30 protein-coding genes and 1 tRNA gene are annotated in these 24,820 nt (G+C 69.6%); 13 read left to right on the top strand and 18 right to left on the bottom strand.

Translation table 11 applies throughout. From position 1 onward, the window contains the following. The first annotated feature begins 126 nt into the window (after nucleotides 1-126). On the top strand, nucleotides 127-1,356 hold the full coding sequence (locus BU197_RS29685) for a sensor histidine kinase (protein ID WP_188271410.1): 1,230 nt from the start codon (nucleotides 127-129) through the stop codon (nucleotides 1,354-1,356). Beyond that, nucleotides 1,353-2,033, top strand: coding sequence for a response regulator transcription factor (locus BU197_RS29680; RefSeq protein ID WP_188271409.1), 681 nt, complete (start codon nucleotides 1,353-1,355; stop codon nucleotides 2,031-2,033). The genes BU197_RS29685 and BU197_RS29680 overlap by 4 nt, the downstream gene beginning before the upstream one ends. A 312-nt stretch (nucleotides 2,034-2,345) precedes the next feature. Here BU197_RS29680 and BU197_RS29675 read toward each other — a convergent pair whose 3' ends face one another. Further along, a complete protein-coding gene (locus BU197_RS29675) occupies nucleotides 2,346-2,942 on the bottom strand; it encodes a DUF461 domain-containing protein (RefSeq protein WP_188271408.1) in 597 nt (198 codons plus the stop codon). A 594-nt stretch (nucleotides 2,943-3,536) separates the two neighbouring features. On the opposite strand from BU197_RS29675, the gene BU197_RS29670 reads away from it, so the two are divergent. The 6 genes from BU197_RS29670 to BU197_RS29645 all read left to right on the top strand — a co-directional run bounded on the left by BU197_RS29670 (nucleotide 3,537) and on the right by BU197_RS29645 (nucleotide 10,042). Continuing rightward, the gene (locus tag BU197_RS29670; protein WP_003953493.1) at nucleotides 3,537-4,019 is read left to right on the top strand and encodes a CarD family transcriptional regulator; all 483 of its coding nucleotides are present in this window, start codon (nucleotides 3,537-3,539) and stop codon (nucleotides 4,017-4,019) included. A 327-nt stretch (nucleotides 4,020-4,346) separates the two neighbouring features. Beyond that, a complete protein-coding gene (ispD, locus tag BU197_RS29665) occupies nucleotides 4,347-5,096 on the top strand; it encodes a 2-C-methyl-D-erythritol 4-phosphate cytidylyltransferase (protein ID WP_188271407.1) in 750 nt (249 codons plus the stop codon). After that, a complete protein-coding gene (gene ispF, locus BU197_RS29660; RefSeq protein WP_223183583.1) occupies nucleotides 5,086-5,655 on the top strand; it encodes a 2-C-methyl-D-erythritol 2,4-cyclodiphosphate synthase in 570 nt (189 codons plus the stop codon). The genes ispD and ispF overlap by 11 nt, the downstream gene beginning before the upstream one ends. 251 nt (nucleotides 5,656-5,906) lie before the next feature. Beyond that, nucleotides 5,907-7,307 carry a cysteine--tRNA ligase gene (gene cysS / locus BU197_RS29655; protein WP_188271406.1) on the top strand — a complete coding sequence of 467 codons (1,401 nt, stop codon included), beginning with the start codon at nucleotides 5,907-5,909 and terminating at the stop codon, nucleotides 7,305-7,307. Between the two features lie 98 nt (nucleotides 7,308-7,405). Further along, nucleotides 7,406-8,362, top strand: a complete 957-nt coding sequence (gene rlmB, locus BU197_RS29650) for a 23S rRNA (guanosine(2251)-2'-O)-methyltransferase RlmB (protein WP_188271405.1) — start codon at nucleotides 7,406-7,408, stop codon at nucleotides 8,360-8,362. A 132-nt stretch (nucleotides 8,363-8,494) separates the two neighbouring features. Then, nucleotides 8,495-10,042: a DoxX family protein gene (locus BU197_RS29645; RefSeq protein ID WP_188271404.1), complete on the top strand. Its 1,548-nt coding sequence runs from the start codon at nucleotides 8,495-8,497 to the stop codon at nucleotides 10,040-10,042. A 117-nt stretch (nucleotides 10,043-10,159) separates the two neighbouring features. Here BU197_RS29645 and BU197_RS29640 read toward each other — a convergent pair whose 3' ends face one another. The 3 genes from BU197_RS29640 to BU197_RS29630 form a co-directional block, all read right to left on the bottom strand. Continuing rightward, the gene (locus BU197_RS29640) at nucleotides 10,160-10,876 is read right to left on the bottom strand and encodes an NDP-sugar synthase (protein WP_188271403.1); all 717 of its coding nucleotides are present in this window, start codon (nucleotides 10,874-10,876) and stop codon (nucleotides 10,160-10,162) included. 128 nt (nucleotides 10,877-11,004) lie between these two features. Continuing rightward, nucleotides 11,005-11,415: a hypothetical protein gene (locus BU197_RS29635; protein WP_188271402.1), complete on the bottom strand. Its 411-nt coding sequence runs from the start codon at nucleotides 11,413-11,415 to the stop codon at nucleotides 11,005-11,007. 251 nt (nucleotides 11,416-11,666) lie between these two features. Continuing rightward, nucleotides 11,667-12,764 carry an ABC transporter ATP-binding protein gene (locus tag BU197_RS29630; RefSeq protein ID WP_188271401.1) on the bottom strand — a complete coding sequence of 366 codons (1,098 nt, stop codon included), beginning with the start codon at nucleotides 12,762-12,764 and terminating at the stop codon, nucleotides 11,667-11,669. 182 nt (nucleotides 12,765-12,946) lie between these two features. Between BU197_RS29630 and BU197_RS29625 the strand changes: the two genes are divergently transcribed. Then, nucleotides 12,947-13,020: transfer RNA gene (locus tag BU197_RS29625), tRNA-Thr, on the top strand. Between the two features lie 71 nt (nucleotides 13,021-13,091). Here BU197_RS29625 and BU197_RS29620 read toward each other — a convergent pair. The 11 genes from BU197_RS29620 to BU197_RS29570 all read right to left on the bottom strand — a co-directional run bounded on the left by BU197_RS29620 (nucleotide 13,092) and on the right by BU197_RS29570 (nucleotide 20,171). Continuing rightward, nucleotides 13,092-14,228 (bottom strand): tyrosine-type recombinase/integrase, encoded by a 1,137-nt coding sequence (locus BU197_RS29620; protein ID WP_188271400.1) that lies wholly within the window; start codon nucleotides 14,226-14,228, stop codon nucleotides 13,092-13,094. Then, entirely contained in the window at nucleotides 14,228-14,431 is a 204-nt protein-coding gene (locus BU197_RS29615) for a helix-turn-helix domain-containing protein (protein WP_188271399.1), read from the bottom strand. The genes BU197_RS29620 and BU197_RS29615 overlap by 1 nt, the downstream gene beginning before the upstream one ends. 2 nt (nucleotides 14,432-14,433) lie before the next feature. Beyond that, nucleotides 14,434-15,831: a replication initiator protein RepSA gene (repSA, locus tag BU197_RS29610; protein WP_188271493.1), complete on the bottom strand. Its 1,398-nt coding sequence runs from the start codon at nucleotides 15,829-15,831 to the stop codon at nucleotides 14,434-14,436. Between the two features lie 91 nt (nucleotides 15,832-15,922). Next, entirely contained in the window at nucleotides 15,923-16,267 is a 345-nt protein-coding gene (locus BU197_RS29605; protein ID WP_188271398.1) for a SpdD-like protein, read from the bottom strand. A gap of 11 nt (nucleotides 16,268-16,278) precedes the next feature. After that, nucleotides 16,279-16,437, bottom strand: coding sequence for a hypothetical protein (locus tag BU197_RS29600; RefSeq protein ID WP_188271397.1), 159 nt, complete (start codon nucleotides 16,435-16,437; stop codon nucleotides 16,279-16,281). Nucleotides 16,438-16,457: 20 nt separating this feature from the next. Beyond that, complete coding sequence (locus tag BU197_RS29595; RefSeq protein ID WP_188271396.1) at nucleotides 16,458-16,649, bottom strand: mobile element transfer protein; 192 nt, start codon at nucleotides 16,647-16,649, stop codon at nucleotides 16,458-16,460. Between the two features lie 3 nt (nucleotides 16,650-16,652). Beyond that, nucleotides 16,653-16,829, bottom strand: coding sequence for a hypothetical protein (locus BU197_RS29590; protein ID WP_188271395.1), 177 nt, complete (start codon nucleotides 16,827-16,829; stop codon nucleotides 16,653-16,655). Nucleotides 16,830-16,843: 14 nt separating this feature from the next. Then, complete coding sequence (locus tag BU197_RS29585) at nucleotides 16,844-17,509, bottom strand: DUF2637 domain-containing protein (RefSeq protein WP_188271394.1); 666 nt, start codon at nucleotides 17,507-17,509, stop codon at nucleotides 16,844-16,846. An 82-nt stretch (nucleotides 17,510-17,591) separates the two neighbouring features. Further along, nucleotides 17,592-18,947, bottom strand: a complete 1,356-nt coding sequence (locus tag BU197_RS29580; RefSeq protein WP_188271393.1) for an FtsK/SpoIIIE domain-containing protein — start codon at nucleotides 18,945-18,947, stop codon at nucleotides 17,592-17,594. 3 nt (nucleotides 18,948-18,950) lie between these two features. Then, nucleotides 18,951-19,295: a hypothetical protein gene (locus BU197_RS29575; protein ID WP_188271392.1), complete on the bottom strand. Its 345-nt coding sequence runs from the start codon at nucleotides 19,293-19,295 to the stop codon at nucleotides 18,951-18,953. 138 nt (nucleotides 19,296-19,433) lie between these two features. Beyond that, nucleotides 19,434-20,171, bottom strand: a complete 738-nt coding sequence (locus BU197_RS29570; protein ID WP_188271492.1) for a GntR family transcriptional regulator — start codon at nucleotides 20,169-20,171, stop codon at nucleotides 19,434-19,436. Nucleotides 20,172-20,231: 60 nt separating this feature from the next. Here BU197_RS29570 and BU197_RS29565 point away from each other — a divergent pair, with 60 nt between their 5' ends. The 4 genes from BU197_RS29565 (at nucleotide 20,232) to BU197_RS29550 (ending at nucleotide 23,153) form a co-directional block, all read left to right on the top strand. After that, nucleotides 20,232-20,702, top strand: a complete 471-nt coding sequence (locus tag BU197_RS29565; RefSeq protein WP_188271391.1) for an NUDIX hydrolase — start codon at nucleotides 20,232-20,234, stop codon at nucleotides 20,700-20,702. After that, nucleotides 20,699-21,052, top strand: a complete 354-nt coding sequence (locus BU197_RS29560) for a hypothetical protein (protein WP_188271390.1) — start codon at nucleotides 20,699-20,701, stop codon at nucleotides 21,050-21,052. The genes BU197_RS29565 and BU197_RS29560 overlap by 4 nt, the downstream gene beginning before the upstream one ends. 588 nt (nucleotides 21,053-21,640) lie before the next feature. Next, the gene (locus BU197_RS29555; protein ID WP_188271389.1) at nucleotides 21,641-22,651 is read left to right on the top strand and encodes a hypothetical protein; all 1,011 of its coding nucleotides are present in this window, start codon (nucleotides 21,641-21,643) and stop codon (nucleotides 22,649-22,651) included. Next, on the top strand, nucleotides 22,632-23,153 hold the full coding sequence (locus BU197_RS29550; RefSeq protein WP_188271388.1) for a hypothetical protein: 522 nt from the start codon (nucleotides 22,632-22,634) through the stop codon (nucleotides 23,151-23,153). Before BU197_RS29555 ends, BU197_RS29550 begins: the two co-directional genes overlap by 20 nt. 280 nt (nucleotides 23,154-23,433) lie before the next feature. Here the strand turns inward: BU197_RS29550 and BU197_RS29545 are convergent, their stop codons facing one another. The 3 genes from BU197_RS29545 to BU197_RS29535 are packed head-to-tail and all read right to left on the bottom strand — an operon-like array spanning nucleotide 23,434 to nucleotide 24,732. After that, on the bottom strand, nucleotides 23,434-23,778 hold the full coding sequence (locus tag BU197_RS29545) for a hypothetical protein (RefSeq protein WP_188271387.1): 345 nt from the start codon (nucleotides 23,776-23,778) through the stop codon (nucleotides 23,434-23,436). Then, a complete protein-coding gene (locus BU197_RS29540) occupies nucleotides 23,775-24,503 on the bottom strand; it encodes a GntR family transcriptional regulator (protein WP_317452249.1) in 729 nt (242 codons plus the stop codon). The genes BU197_RS29545 and BU197_RS29540 overlap by 4 nt, the downstream gene beginning before the upstream one ends. After that, a complete protein-coding gene (locus BU197_RS29535; RefSeq protein ID WP_188271386.1) occupies nucleotides 24,460-24,732 on the bottom strand; it encodes a hypothetical protein in 273 nt (90 codons plus the stop codon). Before BU197_RS29535 ends, BU197_RS29540 begins: the two co-directional genes overlap by 44 nt. Between the last annotated feature and the right edge of the window lie 88 nt (nucleotides 24,733-24,820).

Below are 24,820 nucleotides of genomic sequence, written 5' to 3'. Positions count from 1 at the left end.
CGCGCCACCTTGGGCTTCGGGGCAAGTGAACCAGCCGGGACCTCACGGTGAACTCTGAGCGACGAGTGTTCGAGCAGCCACCCGGACGGCTGGGAGAGTGTCGGTGAGCCCGCATAACCTTGGGGCATGGACGTGAACGCGGCGGTCGCCGCATTGGCCGCGATCGCCGGCATGTGCACCGGCGTGATCGCCATGCTGGCGTTCCGCTGGAGCGAGCGCGACCAGACGAGACCCACGCGGACTTCCCTGCACACCGACGCCGTGCTTCCGCCCGGCGTCGACACGGTGCTGTCCGTACTGCGCTCCTCCGCGGTCGTTCTCGACGAGAGCGACTCGGTGGTGAAGGCCAGCTCGGCGGCGTACGCCCTCGGACTGGTCCGCGGCGGGAAACTGGCCGTCGAGCCCATGCTCAACATGGCCCGTGACACCCGCCGGGACGGCGAGATACGGCAGGTCGAGCTGGACCTGCCGAGGCGCGGCACCGGTCGCGGCGAGGCTCTCGCCGTCTCCGCCCGGGTGGCGCCGCTGGGGTCCCGTCTGGTGCTGCTGCTGGTCGAGGACCTCACCGAGGCCCGTCGCATCGAAGCGGTGCGGCGTGACTTCGTGGCGAACGTGAGCCATGAGCTCAAGACGCCCACGGGGGCGCTCTCGCTGCTCTCCGAGGCGGTCATGGACGCCTCGGACGACCCCGAGGCGGTCACCCGCTTCGCCGGCCGGATGCAGATCGAGGCGACCCGACTGACCAATCTGGTGCAGGAGCTCATCGACCTCTCCCGGGTGCAGAACGACGACCCGCTGGAGGACTCCGAGCCGGTGTCCGTGGACGAGCTGGTCGCCGAGGCGATCGACCGCTCCCGGCACACCGCCTCCACCAAGCAGATCACCATGGTCTCCGGAGGCTCCGCCGACCTGTACGTCTGGGGCAGCCGCGGCCAGCTCGCCGCGGCCCTGGGCAACCTCGTGGAGAACGCGGTGAACTACTCGCCGGCCCGTACGCGGGTGGGCATCGCCGCCCGCCACATCGCGGTGCCGGGCGGGGACCTCATCGAGATAGCCGTGACCGACCAGGGCATCGGCATCTCCGAGAAGGACCGCGAGCGGATCTTCGAGCGCTTCTACCGGGTCGACCCGGCCCGCTCCCGTGCCACCGGCGGTACGGGACTCGGTCTGGCCATCGTCAAGCACGTGGCCGCCTCGCACGGCGGTGAGGTCACCGTCTGGAGCACCGAGGGCCAGGGCTCCACCTTCACCCTGCGGCTGCCCGAGGCGGGCTCCGTACGGGACCGCCGACACGCCTCCGCCCCCACTCCCGATCTCATGACCGAACCGCTTCCAGCCCCGGAGGTCCTTCCGTGACCCGAGTGCTCGTCGTCGAGGATGAGGAATCCTTCAGCGACGCCCTGTCCTACATGCTTCGCAAGGAGGGTTTCGAGGTCGCCGTCGCGGCCACCGGACCCGACGGCCTCGACGAGTTCGAGCGCAACGGGGCCGACCTCGTCCTCCTCGACCTGATGCTTCCCGGACTGCCCGGCACCGAGGTCTGCCGTCAGCTGCGCGGCCGCTCGAACGTCCCGGTCATCATGGTGACCGCCAAGGACAGCGAGATCGACAAGGTCGTCGGCCTGGAGATAGGGGCCGACGACTACGTGACGAAGCCGTTCTCCTCGCGGGAGCTGGTCGCCCGCATCCGCGCGGTGCTGCGGCGCCGGGGCGAGCCGGAGGAGGTCACCCCGGCGGCCCTCGAAGCGGGTCCGGTCCGGATGGACGTCGACCGGCACGTGGTGACGGTCGGCGGCGGCAAGGTCGACCTGCCGCTGAAGGAGTTCGACCTCCTGGAGATGCTCCTGCGCAACGCGGGCCGGGTCCTCACCCGTATGCAGCTCATCGACCGGGTGTGGGGCGCGGACTACGTCGGCGACACCAAGACCCTCGACGTGCACGTGAAGCGCCTCCGGGCCAAGATCGAGCCGGACCCGGGCGCCCCGCGCTACCTGGTCACGGTCCGGGGCCTGGGCTACAAGTTCGAGCCGTAGACAGACCGCGAGCGGCCTTCGGACGGCGGAGGCTGTGGACCGGAGCGGGACCGGGACCGGGCGGAGCAGCGCTCGGAGCAGGCCCGGAAAGCGGGCCTTGCTCCGTGCGAGTCCCGTTCCGTGCGAGTCCCGTTCCGTGCGAGCCGTAGGCCACGGGGGCGCCGTGGCCTCGGCAGCCGTACGGCCCCACGGGGCCGGGTCCTGCGCGGCCCGCTCCCGTCCGGCCCCGCCCGCCCCGCCGCTCATGTGAAAGGCGCCCCTCCCGGCCGGGAGGGGCGCCTTTCACATGTCTGCCGCGTACGGCTGCCGTGGTCAGTGACCGGCGGAGTGCGTCGCCTCGCCCGTCGGCTCGGCCGACGCGGTGGTGGTCGGCGTGGCGGCGGGGACGGCCGGGACGGCGGACGGGCCGAAGTCCTTGAAGTAGTGCCTGGCCGGGACGACGAAGGCGTCGATGCCCACGTCGCCGGTCGTGCTCAGCTTGAAGACGACCCGCTGGGCGTCGCCGTCGCGGGCGGACTCGTTGCCGTTCTCGATGACGGCGGAGGCGTTGCCCTCGCCGCCGATGACGACGTAGCCGCCGGCCGGGACGGTGATCTGGCCGGAGCCCCCGGCGGGCTTCAGCGTCACGGCGGCGCTGCTGCCCGGCAGGCTGATCGACTGGAGGACCTGCGCCTCGCGCCCGTTGTTGAAGAGGGTGGCCGAGACGGCGGCCGGGCCCTTGACACCGGGCTCGGGCTGGGTGATCACCAGCGCGTTCTGGATCTTGACTTCGCCCACCGAGACGGCGGCGTTGTCCGGCCGGATTCCGAGCGTCTGCGCGTTGTTGCCCGCGCCACAGGCGGACAGGGCGGCGATGGAGAACACGATGGCGGTGGCGGCGAGGGCGCCGCGTCGAAGGCTGCGGCTCACGGCGGCGGCATCTCCTTGGACGTACGGACGGACGGGGGGACCAAAAGCCAACTAAAAGCCTGTCAGCGCGCTTAGGTTACCGAGCCGTCCTCTCCGTCCCGCACCCGACCCGCCTCTAACCGGCGGCCGGCCCCTCGCGGTCGCCCGCCGACCGGGGGTCTCCTGGCTGGATCTCTCCCCATTGACCTGTTGTTCACATAACCGCCTTGATCAATTCGAGGAGCGCCCCGCATTACCCGAGCCGTACCTCCGGAAAATCATGGACCCGGCCCGACTGATCAATTACGGAATCACCCCGTGGGGTATCCGTACGTGAGGGCGATCCTCGAACGGAGTACGTGAAGAAGGCCACTCCGAACCCGACAAATCGGGGCATCGGCCCATCGGGGAGAGGTTCCGGGTAGGTGTAACGTCGGTGTTTCTCTGCGTCGACACAGCCGCTCCGACCTGCGAATACCGCCTTCCGGAAGCCCTCCGCAGCACGTCCCTGTCGCTGTTGTCAAGCCCCGAGATATGCCCTGACCTGCGAAAACGCCATTCAGAAGAAGCCGTATCCGTGTTACCCTGGATAGCCACGGAAGGGGTACCTGTCACATGACGTTCAAGGTTGGCGACACCGTGGTCTATCCCCATCACGGGGCCGCGCTGATCGAGGCCATCGAAACTCGCCAGATCAAAGGCGTGGACAAGACCTACTTGGTGCTCAAGGTCGCGCAGGGCGACCTGACGGTTCGCGTACCGGCGGACAACGCGGAGTTCGTCGGAGTCCGCGACGTGGTCGGTCAGGACGGGCTGGACCGGGTCTTCGAGGTGCTGCGCGCGCCGTACGCCGAGGAGCCGACGAACTGGTCCCGTCGCTACAAGGCAAATCTCGAGAAGCTCGCCTCCGGCGATGTCATCAAGGTCGCCGAAGTAGTCCGCGACCTGTGGCGGCGCGAGCGCGAGCGCGGTCTCTCCGCCGGTGAGAAGCGCATGCTCGCCAAGGCCCGGCAGATCCTGGTCAGCGAGCTGGCCCTCGCGGAGAACACGAACGAGGACAAGGCCGAGGCTCTCCTCGACGAGGTCCTCGCGTCCTGAGCGGTGCTCTGAAGACATTCGAGCCCGCTCCCAAGTGAAGCGATGCCGTGGTGCCCGTTGGCGCGCTGTGATCCACACAGTGCTGCCGCCGGGCGCTGCGGCATGTCCGCGTACGCCCGCGGGAGCGTACGCACGGCCCTGTGCGGCACGACCCTGTGCGCGCACGGCTGAGAGACTCCCCGCACCCCCCGTTACGTCCGGACTCCTGTGCCCGGACGGCAACGCCTCGACCGTCGTCACGGAAAGGGCCCGGTCAAGGCGGAGCGTCGGGCACGGTGAGGCCATACCCATGTCGGCCGCGGAAACAAACCTGCCGGAGTGCAACCGATGTCAGACGATGCGCGTCCTCCTCGTACCGCTGTGGTGATCCCGGCGGCCGGACGGGGCGTACGCCTCGGTCCGGGCGCCCCCAAGGCGCTGCGTGCGCTGAGCGGCACCCCCATGCTCGTCCACGCCGTCCGCGCGATGGCCGCCTCCCGCGCGGTCTCGCTCGTCGTCGTGGTCGCACCCCCCGACGGCGCCGCCGAGGTGAAGAACCTCCTCGACGCCCACGCCCTGCCCGAGCGCACGGACTACGTGGTCGTCCCCGGCGGCGACACCCGTCAGGAATCCGTCCACCTCGGCCTCAAGGCCGTGCCCGACGACGTCACCACCGTCCTCGTCCACGACGCCGCCCGCCCCCTCGTCCCCGTCGACACCGTGGACGCCGTGATCGAGGCCGTCCGGGCCGGGGCCGTCGCCGTCGTCCCCGCGCTGCCCGTCGCGGACACGGTCAAGGAGGTCGAACCGGCCGGGACGCCCGGCGAGCCCGAACAGGTCGTCGCCACCCCCGTACGGGCCCGGCTCCGCGCCGTCCAGACCCCGCAGGGCTTCGACCGCGAGACCCTCGTCAACGCGCACGCCACCATCGCCCTGAGCGGAGAGGGCGCCACCGACGACGCCGGCATGGTCGAGCGGCTCGGCGCACCCGTCGTCGTCGTGCCGGGCCACGAGGAGGCCTTCAAGGTGACCCGCCCCCTCGACCTCGTCCTCGCCGAGGCCGTACTCGCCCGCAGGAGGGCCAACGATGGCTTCTGACCCGACCCCCACCCCCGACCCGACCCCCACCCCGGGCACCCCGGCCCCGGGCACGCCCCCCGGCGCCCGCCCGGTGATCCCGCTCGTCGGCATCGGCACCGACGTCCACGCCTTCGAGCAGGGCCGGGAACTCTGGTGCGCGGGGCTCCTCTGGGAGGACTCCGAGGGATACGGCCTCGCCGGGCACTCGGACGGCGACGTCGCCGCCCACGCCGCCTGCGACGCGCTCTTCTCCGCCGCCGGCATCGGCGACCTCGGCGCCCACTTCGGCACCTCCCGCCCCGAGTGGTCCGGCGCCTCCGGTGTCACCCTGCTCGCCGAGGCCGCGCGGATCGTACGCGCCGAGGGATACGAGATCGGCAACATCGCCGTCCAGGTCGTCGGCGTCCGGCCGAAGGTCGGCAAGCGGCGCGCCGAGGCGCAGAAGGCGCTCGGCGAGGCGGCCGGGGCCCCGGTCTCCGTCTCCGGCACGACGACGGACGGCCTCGGCCTGACGGGCCGCGCGGAAGGCCTCGCGGCCCTCGCGACGGCCCTCGTCTACCGGGTCGACCAGGCCTGACACCCCGGGGGCACGCGGGCCGCCCGCCCCGGCCCGCGTACCCCCGACACCCGGGAACACCCCTGGCCACGCCCGGCGACGCACCCCTTCCGACCAGCCCCGACACCCCCGTGCGCGGGCGTCCCCCGGTGCGCCGGGCGGGTGGATCGGGGGGTGTCCGGCGCCGGGGGCGCCCGGTACCCGGTGAAAAACGTCATCCGAGAGCAGGATCGGGTATCGGGGCACCGCCGGGCGCCCACTACCCTGGGGTGGTGACCATTCGCCTGTACGACACCAGCTCCCGGCAGATCCGCGACTTCACCCCGCTCACGCCGGGCCACGTCTCGATCTACCTCTGTGGTGCCACCGTCCAGGCGGCCCCGCACATCGGCCACATCCGTTCGGGGCTGAACTTCGACATCATGCGCCGCTGGTTCGCGTACCGCGGCTACGACGTCACGTTCATCCGCAACGTCACCGACATCGACGACAAGATCATCAACAAGGGCGCCGAGCAGCGCCGCCCCTGGTGGTCCATCGGTTACGAGAACGAGCGCGCGTTCAACGCGGGCTACGAGGCGCTCGGCTGCCTCCCGCCCAGCTACGAGCCGCGCGCCACCGGGCACGTCCCCGAGATGATCGAGATGATGCGCGGTCTGATCGAGCGCGGCCACGCCTACGAGGCGGACGGCAGCGTCTACTTCGACGTGCGGTCCTTCCCGGGCTATCTGGAGCTGTCCAACCAGGACATCGACGATCTCCGACAGCCCCCCGAGGACGGCATCACCGGCAAGCGCGACCCGCGCGACTTCGCGATGTGGAAGGCGACCAAGCCGGGCGAGCCCGACTGGGAGACCCCGTGGGGCCGCGGCCGTCCCGGCTGGCACCTGGAGTGCTCGGCCATGGCGCACAAGTACCTGGGCTCCGCCTTCGACATCCACGGCGGCGGTCTCGACCTGATCTTCCCGCACCACGAGAACGAGATCGCCCAGGCCAAGGCCTTCGGCGACGACTTCGCGCGGTACTGGGTGCACAACGCCTGGGTCACCATGAGCGGCGAGAAGATGTCGAAGTCGCTCGGCAACAGCGTGCTGGTCTCCGAGATGGTGAAGAACTGGCGCCCCATCGTCCTGCGCTACTACCTGGGCACCCCGCACTACCGCTCGATGATCGAGTACAGCGAGGAGTCCCTGCGCGAGGCCGAGGCGGCGTTCGCCCGCATCGAGGGCTTCGTCCAGCGGGCCACCGAGAAGGCCGGGGCGCCCGTCGTCCCCGCCGCCGAGGTGCCGCCCGCCTTCGCCGAGGCGATGGACGACGACCTGGGCGTGCCGCACGCGCTCGCGATCATCCACACCACCGTCCGACAGGGCAACAGCGCCCTCGCGGCGGACGACAAGGACGAGGCGATCGCCCGCCTCGCCGAGGTCCGTGCCATGCTCGGCGTCCTCGGTCTGGACCCCCTCGACCCGCACTGGGCCGAGGAGTCCGGCGGCGGCGAGGAACTCCACGGCGTCGTCGACACCCTCGTCCGGCTCGTGCTCCAGCAGCGCGAGTCGGCCCGCGAACGGAAGGACTGGGCGACCGCGGACGCGATCCGCGACCAGCTCAACGCCTCCGGGCTCGCCATCGAGGACGGTCCCGACGGCCCCCGCTGGGCCCTGGGCAACCGCTGACAGAGCTGTGGAAGACGTGCCGCCCGGGGCTCCGGGCGGCACACTTCAGTTACAGACCACGTACGCCTACGTACGCAACACCGAGGATTAGGTAAGTCATGGCCGGGAACAGCCAGCGCAGGAACCGTCGCACGTCCAACAAGAAGGGTGCGACGATCGGCAGCGGTGGCCAGCGGCGCAAGGGCCTGGAAGGCAAGGGCCCGACGCCCAAGGCCGAGGCCCGCAAGGGCCACAAGGCATACCGCGTCTCCAACGCGATGGCCCGCAACGTGGCCAAGCGCAAGCCCGTCGTCCGCCGCGGCGGCAAGGGCCAGTCCGAGATGGTCGTCGGCCGCAACCCGGTCTTCGAGGCCCTGCGCGACGGCGTGCCCGCCACGACCCTTTACGTGCAGCAGTTCATCGACAACGACGAGCGCGTGCGCGAGGCCCTGAACCTCGCCACCGGCCGCGGCAACATCAACATCATGGAGGCGCCGCGCCCCGAGCTGGACCGGATGACGAACGGCCTGAACCACCAGGGTCTCGTCCTCCAGGTGCCGCCGTACGAGTACGCGCACCCCGAGGACCTGGCGTCGGCGGCCTACGACGACCACGACGAGCCGCTGATCGTGGCCCTCGACGGCGTCACCGACCCGCGCAACCTCGGCGCCGTCGTCCGTTCCGTCTCCGCCTTCGGCGGTCACGGCGTGGTCGTCCCCGAGCGGCGTGCCGCCGGTATGACGGCCGGTGCGTGGAAGACCTCCGCCGGTACGGCGGCCCGCACCCCGGTGGCCCGCGCCACCAACCTGACCCGCTGCCTTGAGGCGTACCAGAAGGCCGGGATCACGGTCGTCGGGCTCGCCGCCGACGGCGACCGCGAGGTCCACGAGCTGGAGGAGCTGGGCGGTCCGGTCGTCATCGTCGTCGGCTCCGAGGGCAAGGGCCTGTCCCGCCTGGTGGGCGAGACCTGCGACTTCCTCGTCCGCATCCCGATGCCGGGCGGCGCCGAGTCGCTCAACGCCGGTGTCGCGGCCGGTGTGGTGCTCTACGAGGCGGCCCGCCGCCGGATGGCCTGACTCCGGCTGTTTCCGGCCGGGCGCCCGACGGTGGCTCCCGGCCATGTCACCCGGACGGTGGCGTGATCTTGACGGGTCTCGGACATTTGCGGCCCGTCAAGGCAGTGTCCTAAACCCAGATCACTCGGTTAGATGAGTGTGGACACCAGAACGCCCCGGCCGGGGTTCGACGATCAGCCCGCGCTGAGCATGCTCAAGGTGGATTCCGATCCCGCCCAGGTGATCGTGAACCACGCCAGCTTCCGTGTGCGGCTCGCGCCGGCCCCGCAACCGAAGTTCCGCTACAGCGCCCGCGCCGGGAGTCTCTCCGGCGCGGGGAGCGGCCCGCGCCGCCGCCCCGTCGTCTGGAGCGGGAAGTCGGCGCCGGGCGCCACCGGTCTCCTCCAGGCCGTGCGGGAGTCCTCCGTCCCCCTCCTCGAAGGGGGCCTCGGCGCGGGCGTCACCCAGGCCATCCCGCGGGTGGACGACACCATGCCGAACCCCATGGTCGGCGGCCCGCTGCTGCCGCCGATGCGGCGCGCCGAGGGTGCCTACGACGACCTGTTCGAGCTGCGGACCGAGCCCGGGGGACCGGAGGCGTACGAGGAGGAGGACGGGCACGAGCGGAGCGGCCGAAGGCCCGACCCCGTCCGGACCTCCTACTACCCGGACCGCCGGATGAACCTCGGCGTGGTCCTCCTCCCGCTCCGCGTCTTCCTCGGCTTCATCTCGCTCTACGCGGGCATGGGCAAGCTCTGCGACCCCGTCTACTTCGACGGCGGCGAGCGCGGCTCCATGGTGAAGTGGCTCAACTCCCTGCACCCGTGGGCCCTCGCCGAACCGCTGCGGGACTTCGCCCTCCAGCACCCGGTGGGCGCCGGACTCACCGTCGCCTTCCTCCAGGTCGCCGTCGGCGTCTTCACCGTCCTCGGCCTCTGGCAGCGGTTCGCGGGCGCCCTCGGCGCCCTGATCTCCGCCGCGCTGCTGCTCACCGTCAGCTGGAAGTCCGTCCCGGTCTACGAGGCGCCCGACATCATCTACCTGGCCGCCTGGTCGCCGCTGATCATCGCCGGCGCGCCGGTCTACTCGGTCGACGGGCGGCTCTCCGGGGAGGCCTGGCGGACCCTCGGGCCGCGCGCCGAGCTGTGGGAGCTGCGCCGCCGGGTGGCCCGCCGCAGCACCCTCGTCGCCGCCGTCGTCGTCGGTCTCACCCTGCTCGTCGGCTCCGTCCTCGGCGGCGCCGTCCGCTCCACCGAGATGGTCACCGTGCCGGGCCCGAACGACGACCCGATCAACCACCTCTCCGGCGAGCCGCTCCACGAGGAGCCGACCCCGCCGCCCTCGAAGACCCCGTCCGACACCCCCGAGCCCGCCGCGACCAGCGATGTGCCGGTGGAGCGCGAGCGGACCCGGGAGCCGGAGCGGGTGCCGACCGAGCCGGTCCGCGAGGTGCCCAGGACCCAGGAGCAGCGCCCGACCTCCACGGAGGGCGTCGGGACGGGCGTCGGAGGCCGTACGCCCACGCAGTCCAGGCCCGCGGCCCCGCCGTCCACCAGCGACACGCCCAGCGGCTCCTCGGGGACCCCGGGCGGCGGCGACGGCAGTGGCGGCGGCTCGACCGGGAGCACCTCGGAGTCCCCGTCCGAGAGCGGCTCGGCGCCGAGCGGCCCGCAGAACCCGATCGGCGGTCTGCTGGGCTGACGGAGGCAGGCGAGTACGGGGAGGGGGCGGCGCCACCGATGCGGTGGCGCCGCCCTCTCGCATGCCCGGAGGCGCCGTGCGGAGGTGCAGTACGGAGGGGGCCGTGCGGAGGTGCCGTCAGACGCGCTGCGTGGCCAGCTCCTTCGCCGCCTCGGTGAGGTCCTTGGCGGTGTCGATGGCCCGCCAGTACGCGCCCTGGGGCAGCGGGAAGCCCGCGAGGCGCCGTTCCCGGGCGAGCCGGGGGAAGGTGGTGCGCTCGTGGTCGCCCAGATCGGGCAGCAGCTCGGTGAAGGCGGCGGCGAAGACGTACACGCCCGCGTTGATGAGGAACGGCGACGGCGGCGCCTCGACGAAGTCGGTGATGTGCCCGAAGGTGTCGGTCTCGACGGCGCCCCACGGGATGCGGGGGCGGGCCAGGGCGAGGGTCGCGAGGGCGTCCCGCTCCTCGTGGAAGGCGGCCATCTCGCGCAGCGAGAACCGGGTCCAGATGTCGCCGTTGGTGGCGTACCAGGGCTGGTCGGGCGCGGGCAGACGCGCGGCGGCGTACTTGAGGCCGCCGCCCCGGCCCAGCGGCTCGGTCTCGACGACCGTGGTCACGTTGAGCGGGAGGTCTGCCTCGGCCAGCCACTCCTGGAGCACCTCGGCGAGGTGGCCGCAGGAGACGACGGCGTCGGTGACGCCCTCGGCGGCCAGCCAGGAAAGCTGATGGCCGATGATCGGGGTCCCGGTGCCCGGGATCTCGACCATCGGCTTGGGGCGGTCGTCGGTGTACGGGCGGAGCCGCGAGCCCTGGCCGCCCGCCAGGACCACGGCCTGTGTCGGAGAGGTGTGCATACGGGGAACGATAGGCGCCGCTCCGCGTGCCGCCCGACGGGCCGGGCGCGCGGGGGTCTTCGCCCACGGGCCGGGGCCACCCCCGCACACGAGCCGGCCACGGGACCGAGGACTTCGATCGGTCGTGTTCAGCCGGCGCGCATCACACCGGTCGCGTACGAGGTGTCGCAGACCGGGCGGGAGAAGGACTGGGCGCGGGAGGGGCCGTACTGGCGGACGGCGGCGCGGCCGAGGGAGCGGGCGATGGACATGCAGTGCTCGGCGAGCGAGGGCCGGTTCTCCACCTCGCGCTGGAGGTGGGTGAGGGCCGTGCCGGGGTCCGTCTCCTGGAGTTCGGTGAGGAGCTGGTCGCGCAGGACGTCCTGCGGGGGGCGGGTCCTGGCGCGGACGGAGACGTCGGCGGCGGACGCCGCGAGCTGGGTCCCGGAGGCCTGACCGGCCCACGGAACGGCGGACACCGCGAGCGTTCCCGAGAGCACCAGGACGACGGGGAGGACGAGGGCGAGAGAGCGGCCGATTCGGCGGGCAGTGTGCGTCACGCAGGCGAGCGTAGCGGTCGGTAGTTAAATGGCGACATTTAGTCACTCTTGCGGGGGATGGTTCGAGGTGTCTTTTCGAATTCCGTGTTGACGCCGGGATGGGGTACGGGCCCGGAATGCCGGGGTTTCCGGCCACTAAACCCCCTGCTGAGACGAACGGCCCCGCGTCCGGGAGGGACGCGGGGCCGTTCGAGGAGTGCGGGGCGGTGCTCCGGGCGGTGTTCCGGGTGGCTTCCGCCCGGGGGACCGGGTCAGTCGCTGAGGCGGGCGCCCGTCGAGGTGGAGAAGACGTGCAGCTCGTCGGCGCGCGGCACGACGTGCAGCGTGGTGCCCTTGGCGGGGACGTCACGGCCACCGACGCGGACGACGAGGTCCTGGTCCTTGTCGCCGACGCGGGTGGAGCCGTACACGAAGCCGTCGGAGCCCAGCTCCTCGACGACGTTGACGGTGACGGCCAGGCCGTCCTTGCCGGTCGGGCCCTGCACGTCGAAGTGCTCGGGGCGGACGCCGACGGTGACGGTGGTGTCGCCGTTGGCGGCGGCGGCGGAGATCGCGTCACGGGAGACCGGGACGACGCTGTTGCCGAACTTCACGCCGCCGTCGGTGATCGGGACCTCGACCAGGTTCATGGCGGGGGAGCCGATGAAGCCGGCGACGAAGAGGTTGGCGGGCTTGTCGTACATGTTGCGCGGGGAGTCGACCTGCTGGAGCAGACCGTCCTTGAGGACCGCGACCCGGTCGCCCATGGTGAGCGCCTCGGTCTGGTCGTGGGTGACGTAGACCGTGGTGATGCCCAGACGGCGCTGGAGACCGGCGATCTGCGTACGGGTCGAGACGCGGAGCTTGGCGTCGAGGTTCGACAGCGGCTCGTCCATGAGGAAGACCTGCGGCTTGCGGACGATGGCGCGGCCCATGGCGACACGCTGACGCTGACCGCCGGAGAGCGCCTTCGGCTTGCGGTCGAGGTACTCGGTGAGGTCCAGCATCTTGGCCGCTTCCTCGACCTTGGCGCGGATCTCGGTCTTGCTGACGCCGGCGATCTTCAGGGCGAAGCCCATGTTGTCGGCGACGGTCATGTGCGGGTAGAGCGCGTAGTTCTGGAACACCATCGCGATGTCCCGGTCCTTCGGCGGCAGGTGCGTGACGTCGCGGTCACCGATGCGGATGGCGCCGGCGTTGACGTCCTCAAGACCCGCGAGCATGCGCAGGGAGGTCGACTTTCCACAACCGGAGGGACCGACCAGGACGAGGAACTCGCCATCGGCGATCTCGATCTCCAGCTGGTCGACCGAGGGCTTGGTGGCACCGGGGTAGACCCGGGTGGCCTTGTCGAACGTTACGGAAGCCATGGCGATACGCCCCTTCACCGGCAGGAACGTGCCGGACGATCCGAGTAAAGGAAGAATGGAGGTCTAGTCCACCTGGGTGAACCACAGGTGACGCTACCCGCCGATGCCCGATCTGTCAGCACTCGACAGCCCACGAGATTTCCGACCGACGGCGGGGCGGCGTTGGTTACACTGCTCTGGCTGCCTCCTTAGCTCAGCTGGCCAGAGCACCGCTCTTGTAAAGCGGGGGTCGTCGGTTCGAACCCGACAGGGGGCTCAGAGCAAAGGGCCAGCGCTGGGACATGATTCCCCGGCGCTGGCCCTTTCGCATGATCACGGCCGTGCCACTTACGTGCCAGAAGGCCCGCTCTTACGGACCTGGCGGATCATCTCGCCGAGCTTCCCCGCGATGTGCTGATCACGGTCGCTCGTCATGTGCTGGTAGATCAGCGCGGCTCGGGTCGTGCTGTGGCCCATCCGCGTCATGAGTTCCCGGGTGCTGGCGCCGGCGCTGGAGGCGAGGGTGTTCCCGGTGTGCCGGAGGTCGTGGAAGTGGACGGAGTGGTGGACACCCGCCTTGTTCCGGGCCGCGATCCAGTCGTCCCGGAAGTTGCTCCGCCTCAGCAGACCGCCACGGGGGCCCTGGAACAGGTGGCCGTCCCGCCCGGCTCCCGCGAAGTGCTCCAGGTGGTGGGTCACCTCGGGGAGGAGCTCGGCGGGGAAGGCCACCGAGCGGACGCCGGCCGCGGACTTCGGCGCCTTGTCGGCCAGCGCGCCGTTCTGCAACTCGGACTGGGCACGACGGACGAGGACGACGCAGCGGCCCAGGTCCAGATCCCGGCGCCGGAGCGAGGCCAGTTCACCGAACCGGAGCGTGGTGAACGCGGCGAGTAGCACGAGCAGCCGGAAGTGCGGCTGGATGGCGTTGGCGACCGCGTACACCTCGGGCACGGTCAGGACGGGCCGCTCGGGTACGTCGTAGCGGTCGGCGCCCTTGATGCGGCAGGGGTTGCGCCGGATCAGTTCGTCGTCGACGGCCGTGTTCAGGATGGCCCGGAGCAGTTGGTACGCCTTGACCACGGTCGGCTCACCCACGCCCGCGTCCAGCAGGCCGGTGCGCCATGCCCGTACGCGGGGCGTGGTGATCGCGGCCACGGTCCCGGCGCCGAACGTCGGCTTGATGTGCAGCCGGATCACGCTCTCATTGCGCTCCCGGGTGCGGTCCTCCAGCTTGCGGTGCTTCAGCCACTCGTCCGCGTACTCGCCGAAGGCGACGTTTCCGGCGTCCGGAGACTGGTAGGCACCCCGGAGGATCTCGGCCTCGATGGTGGTCAGCCAGATGTCGGCGTCCGTCTTCGTGCCGAAGGTCTGCGGCGCCGATTGCGTCTCGCCCGACAGGGGATCACGGTAGCGAGCCTGCCAGCGGCCGGACGCGAGCTGCCGCACACTGCCGAACCGGCGACGCCTGCCTTTGTGGTTCGCCATCAGGCCACCCTTCCGAAGCGGCGCAGGGCGGGCTGCACGGTGTGGCGCTCGATGTACGCCGCGACGGCAGGCTCCGGGATGCGGACATGGCGCCCGACTTTGACGAAGGTGATGCGCCGCTCCTCGATGAGGCGGCGGGGAAACCGGACGGAAGTTCCGAGGAGTTCGGCGACCTGACTGACGGTGAGAAGACGGGCGGCCATGGTCACCGCTCCCCTTCGAAGGTCGTGCAGGACTCGGCGCGGAGTGCTTCGCGGGCGGTCTCGCGGTTGAGTCGGATGTCCCGGGAGATGGACGCTGCCAAGGCGGCTTCACCGGGGCTGTGGCCCTGTCCGGCGTACGTCCAGGAGGTGAGGACGAGGACGGTGTCCGGGGCGATGACGTCGAGGCCGCGGGCGGTGCGTTCCTGTGCGGCACGATAGTCGGCGCGGGTCTGGCGGAGTTCGGTCAGGGTGGTGGAGTAGCGCCGCGACTTGGTGGAGAAGTGGCCCCGGAAGCCGAGCATGTGGGCCCAGGCTGTCAGTCTTCGGTCGGGGTAGAGCGGATCGAGGTCGAAGCAGGCTTCGACGAGGCGGCGGGTGTGGTCGGGGACGCCGAGGAGGAGCAGGGCTTCCCGGTTGCCTATGCGGCGGTCGAGGCTGCCGGTCGTCTCCGCGGCCTTGGTGGCGTACTTGGCGATGTAGGAGGCGACGGCCTGTTCCGTGACGTCGGAGCCCTCCCCGAACGCCTTCACCGGCCGGACGTCGAGTTGGGTGCCCCAGCGGAGACGGCGGGCGGGGTGCTCGCCTGCGGCGGGCACGGTGACGGTGGTGTACGGGTGCGTCGCGGCGGTGCGTACCGCGTCGGTGAGGAGTTCGGTGGTCGCCCACGGCGGCGGGGGCGAGTCGGGTCCGTCCGGGCCGTCGACGCGGACGACGGCGTGGAAGTGGACGGCGCCCCGCTTCTGGAACTCGGCGACCTTTCCGTACGAGATCCGGGCGACCGCCTTCACATCCCTCTGCGAGAGACCGGCCACGGCGGCGATCTCCCGGCGGAGGCGGGTCGTGAACCGCTGCCAGAGCTGCCCGGCGTGGTTGTTGAAGAGGACGGCGGCGGCGTAGTCGTACGAGCCGGGGTCGAGCGGGGTGCCGAGGGCGGAGTCGTCCTCGGCGTGGCGCGTACCGCAGCGGCAAGGCCGGACGCCGGGGCGGTTGTGGACCGGGCCGAAGGAGGGGGCGGTGAGGGTGAGGAAGACGCGGGGGTGTTCGCGGACGGCGGCGGGGATGTCCCTGGCGTCGTCTCCGGCGAGGCCCGCGCGGATGAGGTGGAAGGTGTCGCCCGCGTAGGTCCACGCGCAGGCGGGGCAACGGGAGGCCCGGCGGTTGCCGCAGGCGATCCGAAGGCGCCCACCCGGTTCGGTGTCGGTGGAGTAGCGGTGCAGGGTCTCGCCGGTGGTCTTGTCCCGGGTCAGGGTCCAGCCGGTGAGGTGGATGGGGTGGGAGCAGCCGCCGGTGCGGTGTATCTGCTCGCGCCAGCGGTCGAAGTCGGGCGACCCGGCCACCCGGAGCATGTCGCTCAGGGTGGTGGTGTCGAATCCCGCCGACGGGGTGGCCGCGTCGGTCATCATGGGGCGGTTCCTTCTGGTTCTGCGAACTGGGCAGGGGCGGGGCTCCCGGGCGGCGGATACTTGGCGGTTGAGCCGCCCGGGGGCCCGACTAGCGGTGTCGGCGGCGCCCGTTGAGGAGCGAGCGCAGGACGACGGCGCACACGGCGACCGAGGCGGCGCTGACGGCGACGGCGAGGAGCATGGAGACCAGGACCGCGCCCACGACCAGGACGGCTCCGGCGCCACCGGCGACGACTACAGCCAGGCCGGCCGGGGTGAGGTGCACGGCGGAGGAACGCGCCGGGACCGGAGCGGTGGCCGGGGCATGGTGGTGGTCGCAGACCGGCGGGTGAGCGGTGGCGTGGGGCTCGATGTCCCCGGTGGGGGTCGTCCGGACGAGCGGGACAACGACGCTGGTGGGGAGCGGGTTGACCGGGATGCGCGGCTGGAACATGACGGTTCTCCCTACTTGGTGATCGTGTGGTCGATGAGCGGGGCCATGACGCTGTCGGCGAGGAGGTAGCCGCCGAGGAGGATCACGGCGACGAGCCACCAGGGCGGGCGGATGAGCTTGATGCCGAGGCCGCCGACGACGATCAGGGCGAGCCAGAGCGGGACGTCCATGACGCGGGTCTCCTTCGAGATCAGCGGGGCTTGCAGCAGTGAGTGCGGGCGGCGAGCTGGGCGGCCGAGGAACTGGAGTACTCGGAGGACCAGCCGCATCCATCGGCCGTGCACACGGCGGCGTGCTTGGTGCGTCCGTGGCGGTCGCGGCGGGTGCCGGTCTGCACCGGGCCGATCCGCATCACGGAGTGGAAGTGGTCGCGGGCAGCCACTGTTCAGACCTCCCTGGTGAAGTCGTCGACGTGGTCGAGGAGCCACTGACGGATCTCGGCCGACTCGAATTCGTCGGCGGTCGTGATCACCGGCTCGGCGATGGCGACGGCGTCCACCAGGCGGTTGTTCCGAGTCAGTTCGGCGGCGCGCTCCAGGGCGAGCCGGGTCGAATCGCGCATGGTCGATCTCCTTCTCAGGCGAGTTGGGCGGCGATGGCGGCGGCCAGTTCGGGCGGCAGGCCAAGGCGGGTTCGGAGGGTGTCGGTGTCGATTCGGGTGCCGGTGCGGGTGTGGTGGTCGTCGGCGACCTTCCGTGCGTGGGCGACGAGCGCGGCCGGCACGGGCACCTTCGGTGCGGGTTCAGAGGTGGGTTCGAGGGCGGGCGAGGGCGGCAGAGCAGGCTCAGCCGTCGGCTCCGCTGGTGTGACTGGTTCGGCGACTGCCGAGGGGGCGGGTGCCGGCTCTTCCTGCTTCGCCGTCGGCAAAGTGCTGGGGGAGTGGACGAGGAGGGTGCCGCCGAGGAACGCGAGGGCCGGCCAGCCCGCGACGAGAATGCGCAGCCAGGCGGGTACGCGTCCGAGGTCGAGGAGACCGGCGGTGGCGACGTTCGCACCGAGGGACGCGACCAGGGCGACCGTGAACCACGTCCAGGCCGAGCGAGACGGTTCGCCCGCCGCCCGCGAGGCCCGCAGCCGACGCCAGGCGGCGACAAGCAGGAGGTCGACGGAGACGGGGTAGGCCCAGGCTTTCCATCCGGTCTGTCCGGCAGCCGCGGCCAGGTCGTGGAGGTGGGCGAAGGACAGGGCGCCGGCGATCACGGCTTGTACGAGGACGGCGTCCGGCCGGCGGAGAGGAGGCATCGCGGGTCCTTCTTCCGGTTTCGGGCATGGGTGGGGCAGGGACCCGGCGTGAAGCGGTCACGCCGCCGTGAAGCGAGGAGATTCAGATGGCCGCGGAAGCGGTGACGGCCGAGGTCGCCACTGCTTTGCCCCGAGGCGGAAGGACGGGCCGGAAGGCGTCCAGCGCGGGGATCTCCGGCGTGCGGTGAGCGTGGGAGTTCGCGATGTTCACGGCCCGCCGGAGCGTGAGGTGGGGCGTACGGATACGGACCCAGCCGCCGGACGAGTCACCGACGACGGCGGTGCCGGGGCGGTCGGTGCGGATCTGGATGGCGGCGAGGACGGCGTCCGGCGCGATGTCGCCGAAGGCCATGGTGGCGGAGGTCTCGTCGTTGACACGGTGGGCGGTCCGGCCGGTGAGCTGGGCGCGGAGCATGGTGATGCCCTTGCCGAGTTCGGAGCCGAAGCGCTGTCCGCAGATCTCCAGATAGATGCCGGCGGCCCGGCCGAGCTGAGCGAGCCGGATGAGGGCGGTGACGATCCGATCGCGCCGCTTCTCCTCTTCCTTCGTGGCGAAGAGTGCCAGCTCCGCGACCTCATCGACCAGGAGCACGATCGGGGTCGGGCGTAGATGGTCGGGCAGGTCCCAGATGTCGGCGGTGATCTCCGCGTCGGGCAGATCCGCGCTCAACCTCTGATCGCTGCGGATCAGTTGGTAGATCTCCTCCATATGCGCGACCAGCGATTCGAGGAGGTGGACGGCGGCATCGGGATGGTCGGCCAGAGCGGTGAACCGGCGCGCGAGCGGACCGAGTTCGACTCCTTGCTTGCAGTCGATCCCGACCAGAGCGACATCGACCGTGGCGAGCGCGGCGACGAGATTGCGCTGATAGACGGACTTGCCGGACTGGGTGGCACCGACGTTCAACGCGTGCGGGGTCTGACGGTAGTCGCGGTAGTAGACCTCTCCGTCCTCCCGCAGGGCGACCGGGACCCGCATCACGCCGCCGCGGGCAACCGCGGGCATCTGAACCCGCTTGAGCACGTCGTACCCGGTCATCCGCAGTTCGACCACACCCGAGCGGATCTCCCGGGCGGTGACGTTCTGTATGACGAACGAGTGCCGGAGCCGGTCCGACGCGGCGGAGAAGTCGAAGGCGTCTTGGCCGGGACGCAGCTTCACGCGGAGGACCAGTCCGGTACGGGTGATCCGGAGCAGTAGGACACGAGGTGCCCGGGAATCCGGGATGGGGCGACCGGTCACCCGGGCGAGTGCCAGGCGCCACCGCGCGGGTGGAACGGTCAGCCCGCACGCGTCCATGACCGACGTGTAGCGGACGAGGACCCGCACCACGGCGAAGGCGGCACCGAAGCCGATCCAGTACCAGGCCGGGCGCTGCCATCGGAGCAACAGTGCGAGGGCGGCGACCAGGGCGAGGGCGACCGTTAACGCGGTCACGGATCAGCCCACCCGCGCGGCGACGAGCGAGGTGACCGCGACGGCACGGAAGCTGATGCCGTGGCGCTTCTGGCCGTTGAACTCGTTCTCCCACGGCCGGGCGACGACGCCGGTCAGCGCGACGGGGGTGCCCATCGAGAGCTCCTCGGAGATGCCGGTCTTCGGCACGGTGAGGTTCAGGATCTCGGCGTTGCCGTCCATGACGAACATGACGTCGACCGTCATCAGCGGGGTGCCGGTGTCGCGGTCGGTGGCGATCTCGCCGGTCTGGCGGTTCGCGACCTTGGGGGTCGGGGGCTGGGCCACCATCACCATCGCGGCGGAAGTGTCGACGGGGATCTGACGCACAGTGGATCACTCCTCTATACAGGCTGGACTCCTTCACTCATGTACATGAGTGACATGAAGAAGAGTGCCGCACTCCTGTACATGAGTCAACCCGCTAGGAAGGGAATCCGTAGCGGGTCGAAGGAAGTTGAGCGCGTGTCAGTCGGACGCGGAGATCCGGTACTGGAAGACGAACTGGTCAGCGGCCATGAGGGTGTCGCAGACCTCGACGACCCGCCCCTTCTTCGTCACGGCATCCCGCAGCAGGTGCACGACGGGAGCGCCGGGGCTCAGCGCCAGCTCCGACGACTCCGCCTTCGTGGCCGGGCGCGCCTGAAGGGTCTCCACGAACTCGGCGAACGTGTGGCCGTGATCTTCGAGCCGGGCGTAGATGCCGCCGGGGCCGGGGTTCTCGGCGAACAGTTCGGGGATGTCCTTCACGACGTCCCACGGCAGGTACGACGAGGCGGTCTCGACGGGTGTCCCGTTCCGGAAGTACAGCCGGCGCCGGGCCAGCACCTGTGCCCCCGCGTCGACGCCGAGCCGGGCGGCGATGTCCGTTGGTGCCTCCATGGGGCCGATGAAGAGGACGCTCACCTTGGCCGTGGCGCCGGACTGCTCGGACTCGGCGAGGTAGGCCGCCTTGCCGCCGCGGCGATGCGAGGCGTGGAAACGATCGGACGAGCGGAGCCGTACGGGGGGCCGGTCCTTCACGATCGACCCCTTGCCGTGCCGGGTCTCGACGAGCCCGCTGGCCCGCACCTCCACCATGGCCTTGCGGATCGTTCCGCCCGCGACCCCGTACCGCTCGACGAGCTCGGACTCGCTGGGCACCATGTCGCCGGGCTTCAGCACCCCGGACCGGATCTGCTGGACGATGTCGTCCGCGATCTGCACGTACCGAGGTACGGCCCTGCCGGTTCCTGCCGAAGTTTCCACGGTCCTACTCACTCTCCTATGCTCCTGTACATGAGTAATGGGAGCGCTGGATCAAAGTCAACGCCACTCCACTCGGTGTCCGTCGCCGGAGCGGTTGTGCGCGACGATGGGCGTCTCCTGGCGATCCGCCGAGCGGACAACGGCAGGTGGGAGCTCCCGGGCGGAGTCCTCGAACTCACCGAGGCCCCGGAAGCGGGCGTCGCCCGCGAGGTCCTGGAGGAGACGGGCATTCACGTCGAGGTGGACGAGCTGACGGGCGTCTACAAGAACACGACGCGCGGCATAGTCGCCCTGGTCTTCCGCTGCAAGCCGTCCGGCGGCACCGAGCGAACCTCGGACGAGTCCACCGCGGTCGACTGGCTCACACCGGCCGAGGTCGAGGAACGGATGGCGGAGGTCTACGCGGTCCGTCTTCTGGACGCGCTGGACGGAAACGGCCCGCATGTGCGGAGCCATGACGGCCGCCAGCTCCTGGGCACGTCCGCGTGACCGGTGCGAAGCCGGTCGGGGAGTGGCGCGACGTTTACGACTTTCTGGAGCAAGCCCGCTTACGGCCAGGGATGTTCGTTCGCGACGGCTCGCTCGCAGAGCTCCAGGCGATGTTGTACGGCTACCGAATTGCCTCCGAGATTCACGGCCCGCAGGCAGTGACGGACTTCGAGCACCAGGGGCCCTTCACCGAGTGGCTGTGGCTACGACTCGGCCTCACGTCCGGCAGCCCCTTGGGTTGGGCCGTCGAGATCACCAAGGCCGCAGAGGCATCCGGCGGGTCAGGCATCGACCTGTTCTTCGAGCTGCTGAGCGAGTTTGAAGCCGAGCGAAGCTCCGGAGCGCGATAAGACTTTCTCTACTCCATCAAGGCACCCGCCGCGCACGGCGCGGCGCGCGCGGCCCGTCGCCCGGGCCTGCGCTCCTGTCTCCGCCCCGCTCCAGCCCGGCCGCCGTCCGCACGCCTGACAGCTCGGGTTGATGGGCGACGAACCCACAATGCGGCCGAGCGGTTGGCGAGTGCGGGTCAAGGCGATGCCTCCGGCGGGGGCGCTCAGGCTCCGGGATGGCGGGGGCTCTGTGTGCGGGTGCCGGCCGGTGGGGTGTGGCGGTGGGGACTCCCATCCCGTCTGCCGTCGACCCAGGCAGAGCCGAGCAGACACGGCACCGGGCGTCCAGGTCGTTCGTACAGTGGCGCGCTCCACCTGGACGCCCGGCACCGCGCCCGCTCCACGGTGTGTGGGTCGACGGCAGACGGGATGGGAGGCGGGGCGGAAGGTTGCCTCGAAAGCTGATCTTTGGGGCATTCACTCACCTACTAAGTAATCCACCCACATCGTGAGAAGTATTAGAATTACACCCTTTTCCCCAATGCCCGCCCGATCGCGATCACAAGCCATACGATGAGCCTTCAACAGCCACAGCAAGGGAGGCACTTCATGGCTGAACACTCAATCGCGGCATACAAGATCGTCGTGCACAGACGACAAAAGAAGGAGCCTCTCAAATTCGATAATTTCGACGGAAACGGGAACGACCTTCTGAAGGTATTGCACGGTTACCTACAGTCCCTCAAGGAGGACGGATTCGACAACCCGGACAACAAGCAGATACTCAAATCCCCCGAAATCACTCACAGCGACAGGCGCATACACGCAACGCTAGGGCTTGGCGAGTACGGGGTTACATCCAAATTCGAAGAAAGAGGCAGCGGGACCCCTCGCTTTAATCGAGAGCAATCCGACGTAGAGTTCCTTCTGTACCGGAACCTACTTGTCCTTCCAAAGGAAAGAGAGGTTGGCCTGTTCCTGACTGAGCGCATTCACAACCGTGGCGTATTTAGCATGTTCTCCACCGGGCTACGGAGGGCCTTTCGGAAACGCTTCGGTGAATACGTGATCGAAGTCAGCAATTTGTCCCCCGAGGCCGCTGTCTCCCGCGTCTTGGACAGCGGGCAGGTCAAAAAGATACGCCTAGTCCGAAACAGCGTCCCCCGGGACATCGCCGACCGATATGAGCTCAACCAGCACGAAACCGAGCTCGGAACCATGGAGACGGTAATTTCATCGCCTCGGCGCGGCAGCCTCGGCAAAAGAGTGATCGAAAAGGTGGTGCGGGGACAGCAGGACGTATCGAGCCTCCTCGAGTGGCAGGGGGTGGACTACAGCGACCTGCGCGTGGAGGTCCGCGTAGGCCGCACCATCCGTACGGTGTCAGTGGCGTCTGGTAAGACTCCTGTTGTCACCTTCGAGATCAACGAGGACCTCCTTGATGACGACGGAGTCCTCTCGGATTCAGCCTTCTACCAGGAGGCAATGAAGGTGGCACTAGATCTTGCCGAGGACATCAGCCTGACCCGCCAGTCAGTGGCGGAACAACAGTTCACATGGCCGGACAGTTGGAATGAATACCGCCTGGAGGTGCCGCCCAGTGAGGATGCTGAACCTTAAACCGATATTTGTCGACCATTTCCAAACCTTGCGCACAGGGGATGAGGACCAGGAGAGTGTATCCAAATCGGATATCCTCACCCTCTACGGGCTCCCTGCAGTGCTGCCGGCAGTAGTCGTGGCGACTCAATGGCGAATCGGAGGAATCGGCGATCTACTGACAGCCCTCTCACTTATGTCCGGATTGCTGTTCAACCTGCTGGTACTGTCGTTCGATGTCGCCCTTCGCGCCGCAGCTCAGGTCCGGAACTCTCAGGTGGAAAGCCTCGCCACGAGCGTAAAGATTCGCCTCATCCGCCAACTGCAAGCAAACGCGACATACGGTCTCGTGATAGCTCTGGCGGCTACGATTATGCTCGCAGTCGGAGCATCGCTCGACCTCGAAGAATTCAACCCTTGGGTGACAGGGGTGTTGGCATATCTTCTAGCTCATTTCGTGCTCGTGCTCATGGTCATCCTGAAAAGGATTAGGTCCATCTTCCGGAATGAGCTCATCCCGTAAATGACCCACCCTAAAGGGTTTACCGCCAGGGGCTCGGTAGTCCACCGGCTACCCAGCACCTGCCGGGGGTATACATCAGCGCCACGAGACGCCAGAGTCGCTGCCCCTCAGCGATGGTGCGATCGATCCACGGCCCACTCGTGGACCGATAGGTCAGATCAGGTCACTCTTCACGCTCTGACCTGCAGAAATGGTTGAGACTCACGCACCCTCCGGAGCCGTGTGCGATCGATGCCCCGGGCCAAGGCCCAGGGCATCGTTTTCGTGCGGGATGGTGTCGCTAGCCGAAGGCCGCCGCCGGCAGCCGTGGCCCTTCGGCGTCCCCGCCGAGGTTGGTGCTCGGTGTCGACAGCCGGTGGCCGCGGCTTACGGCGATGCGGAGTGTGTCCCTCAAGTTGTGCGTGAGGGCCGTTGCCAGGAGGAGAAGTTCCTCAGGCTCTGTCTCCGCGTCGGCGATCACCTCCATGGCGTGGTCCAGGAGGACAGTCCCAGCTTCGAGTTGGGCGGATTCCGTTCGGTCCGCCAGGCGGGACAGTGGGCCGCCGGTCTCGTCGGTGCTCAGGAAGCAGGGCTTGCCGTCGAGGGTCGTCCAGGGGAGGAGTCGGAGTTCATCGTGGTGGGTCATCCTTCTGCGCTCCTCTCTCCAGTGGTGTGGCGGGTGGTGAAGACGGCGTCGGTGCGGTCGCCGGGGAGGACCAGGAGCGCCACTTCGATGACTCGTCCCGTGGTGTCGGTTGCCACGCGTGTGACGGCGAGGATGGCGAGGGTCGAGCTGATGCGGAGGGCTGCGGCTTCTGGAGGGGTGGGGAGCCGAACGAGAACCTTCTCCTGGACCTCGGTCAGCAGCGGGAGCGACCCGGACAGCAGGCTCGCGACTTCCTGGGGCCAGTGTGGGTCTGCCGGTACGTCAGTCGGTGCCAGGTCCCGGGGGACGTAGACGTGGGCCAGGCTGTGCGGCGTTTGCCCGTCGTGGCTCAGGAAGCGGAGCTCAGTGACGGGACTGCCCGCGGCCACGCGCAGGAGAGCTGCCACGTCTCCCCGAGCCCGGAGCTTCTTGACGTGGACGCTCACAGGCAGAACGGGTTGGGCCGGTACAAGGCCGCCGCCGACGTACGTGACCCTGGGGAGTGGGCGGCGGACGAAGTTCCCCTTGCCGTGGATCTTCTCGATGAGCCCTTCGGCCTGGAGTAGGGCAAGGGCGTTGCGCAGTGTCGGCGTGCTCACCTGGTAACGAACGGCCAACTCCGCTTCGGAGGGCAGTCGCTCTCTGGCCTTGAGCCGGCCGGTCGAGATGAGGTTCCGGAGGTCATCGGCGATGACGTGACGACGAGAGGCCACGGAACTGATCACCGCCCCTCTGCATCAGACGCATCCGAAGCGCGGTGAACCTGGATCGGGAGTGCATGGTCAGCAGTTCGCCCGATTCGAAGAGGAGTTGCTTCGCTCCGCCGGGCAGCTGAACGAGATTGACCACGCGGCACAGTCGGCCGCCGATCTGGATGACGTCACCGCGCCGAACGGTGCTCGACGTGATCTCGATGTGGGAAGCCACCGCGAGTCCGGATGCCGTGTTCCTCATCGGGTCGCCTCCCTCGGCCTGTCCTGGCCATTCGATGCATGACAGGGGAAGGCGCACACCTCGTAGACGATGGGCAGACCGAGTTCCA

The sequence above is a fragment of the Streptomyces sp. CBMA291 genome (assembly GCF_014596525.1).
In the GTDB taxonomy this organism is placed as follows: domain Bacteria; phylum Actinomycetota; class Actinomycetes; order Streptomycetales; family Streptomycetaceae; genus Streptomyces.
The sequence above is the reverse complement of the archived record's forward strand: the minus strand, read 5'-3'. Positions and strand labels throughout refer to the sequence as shown.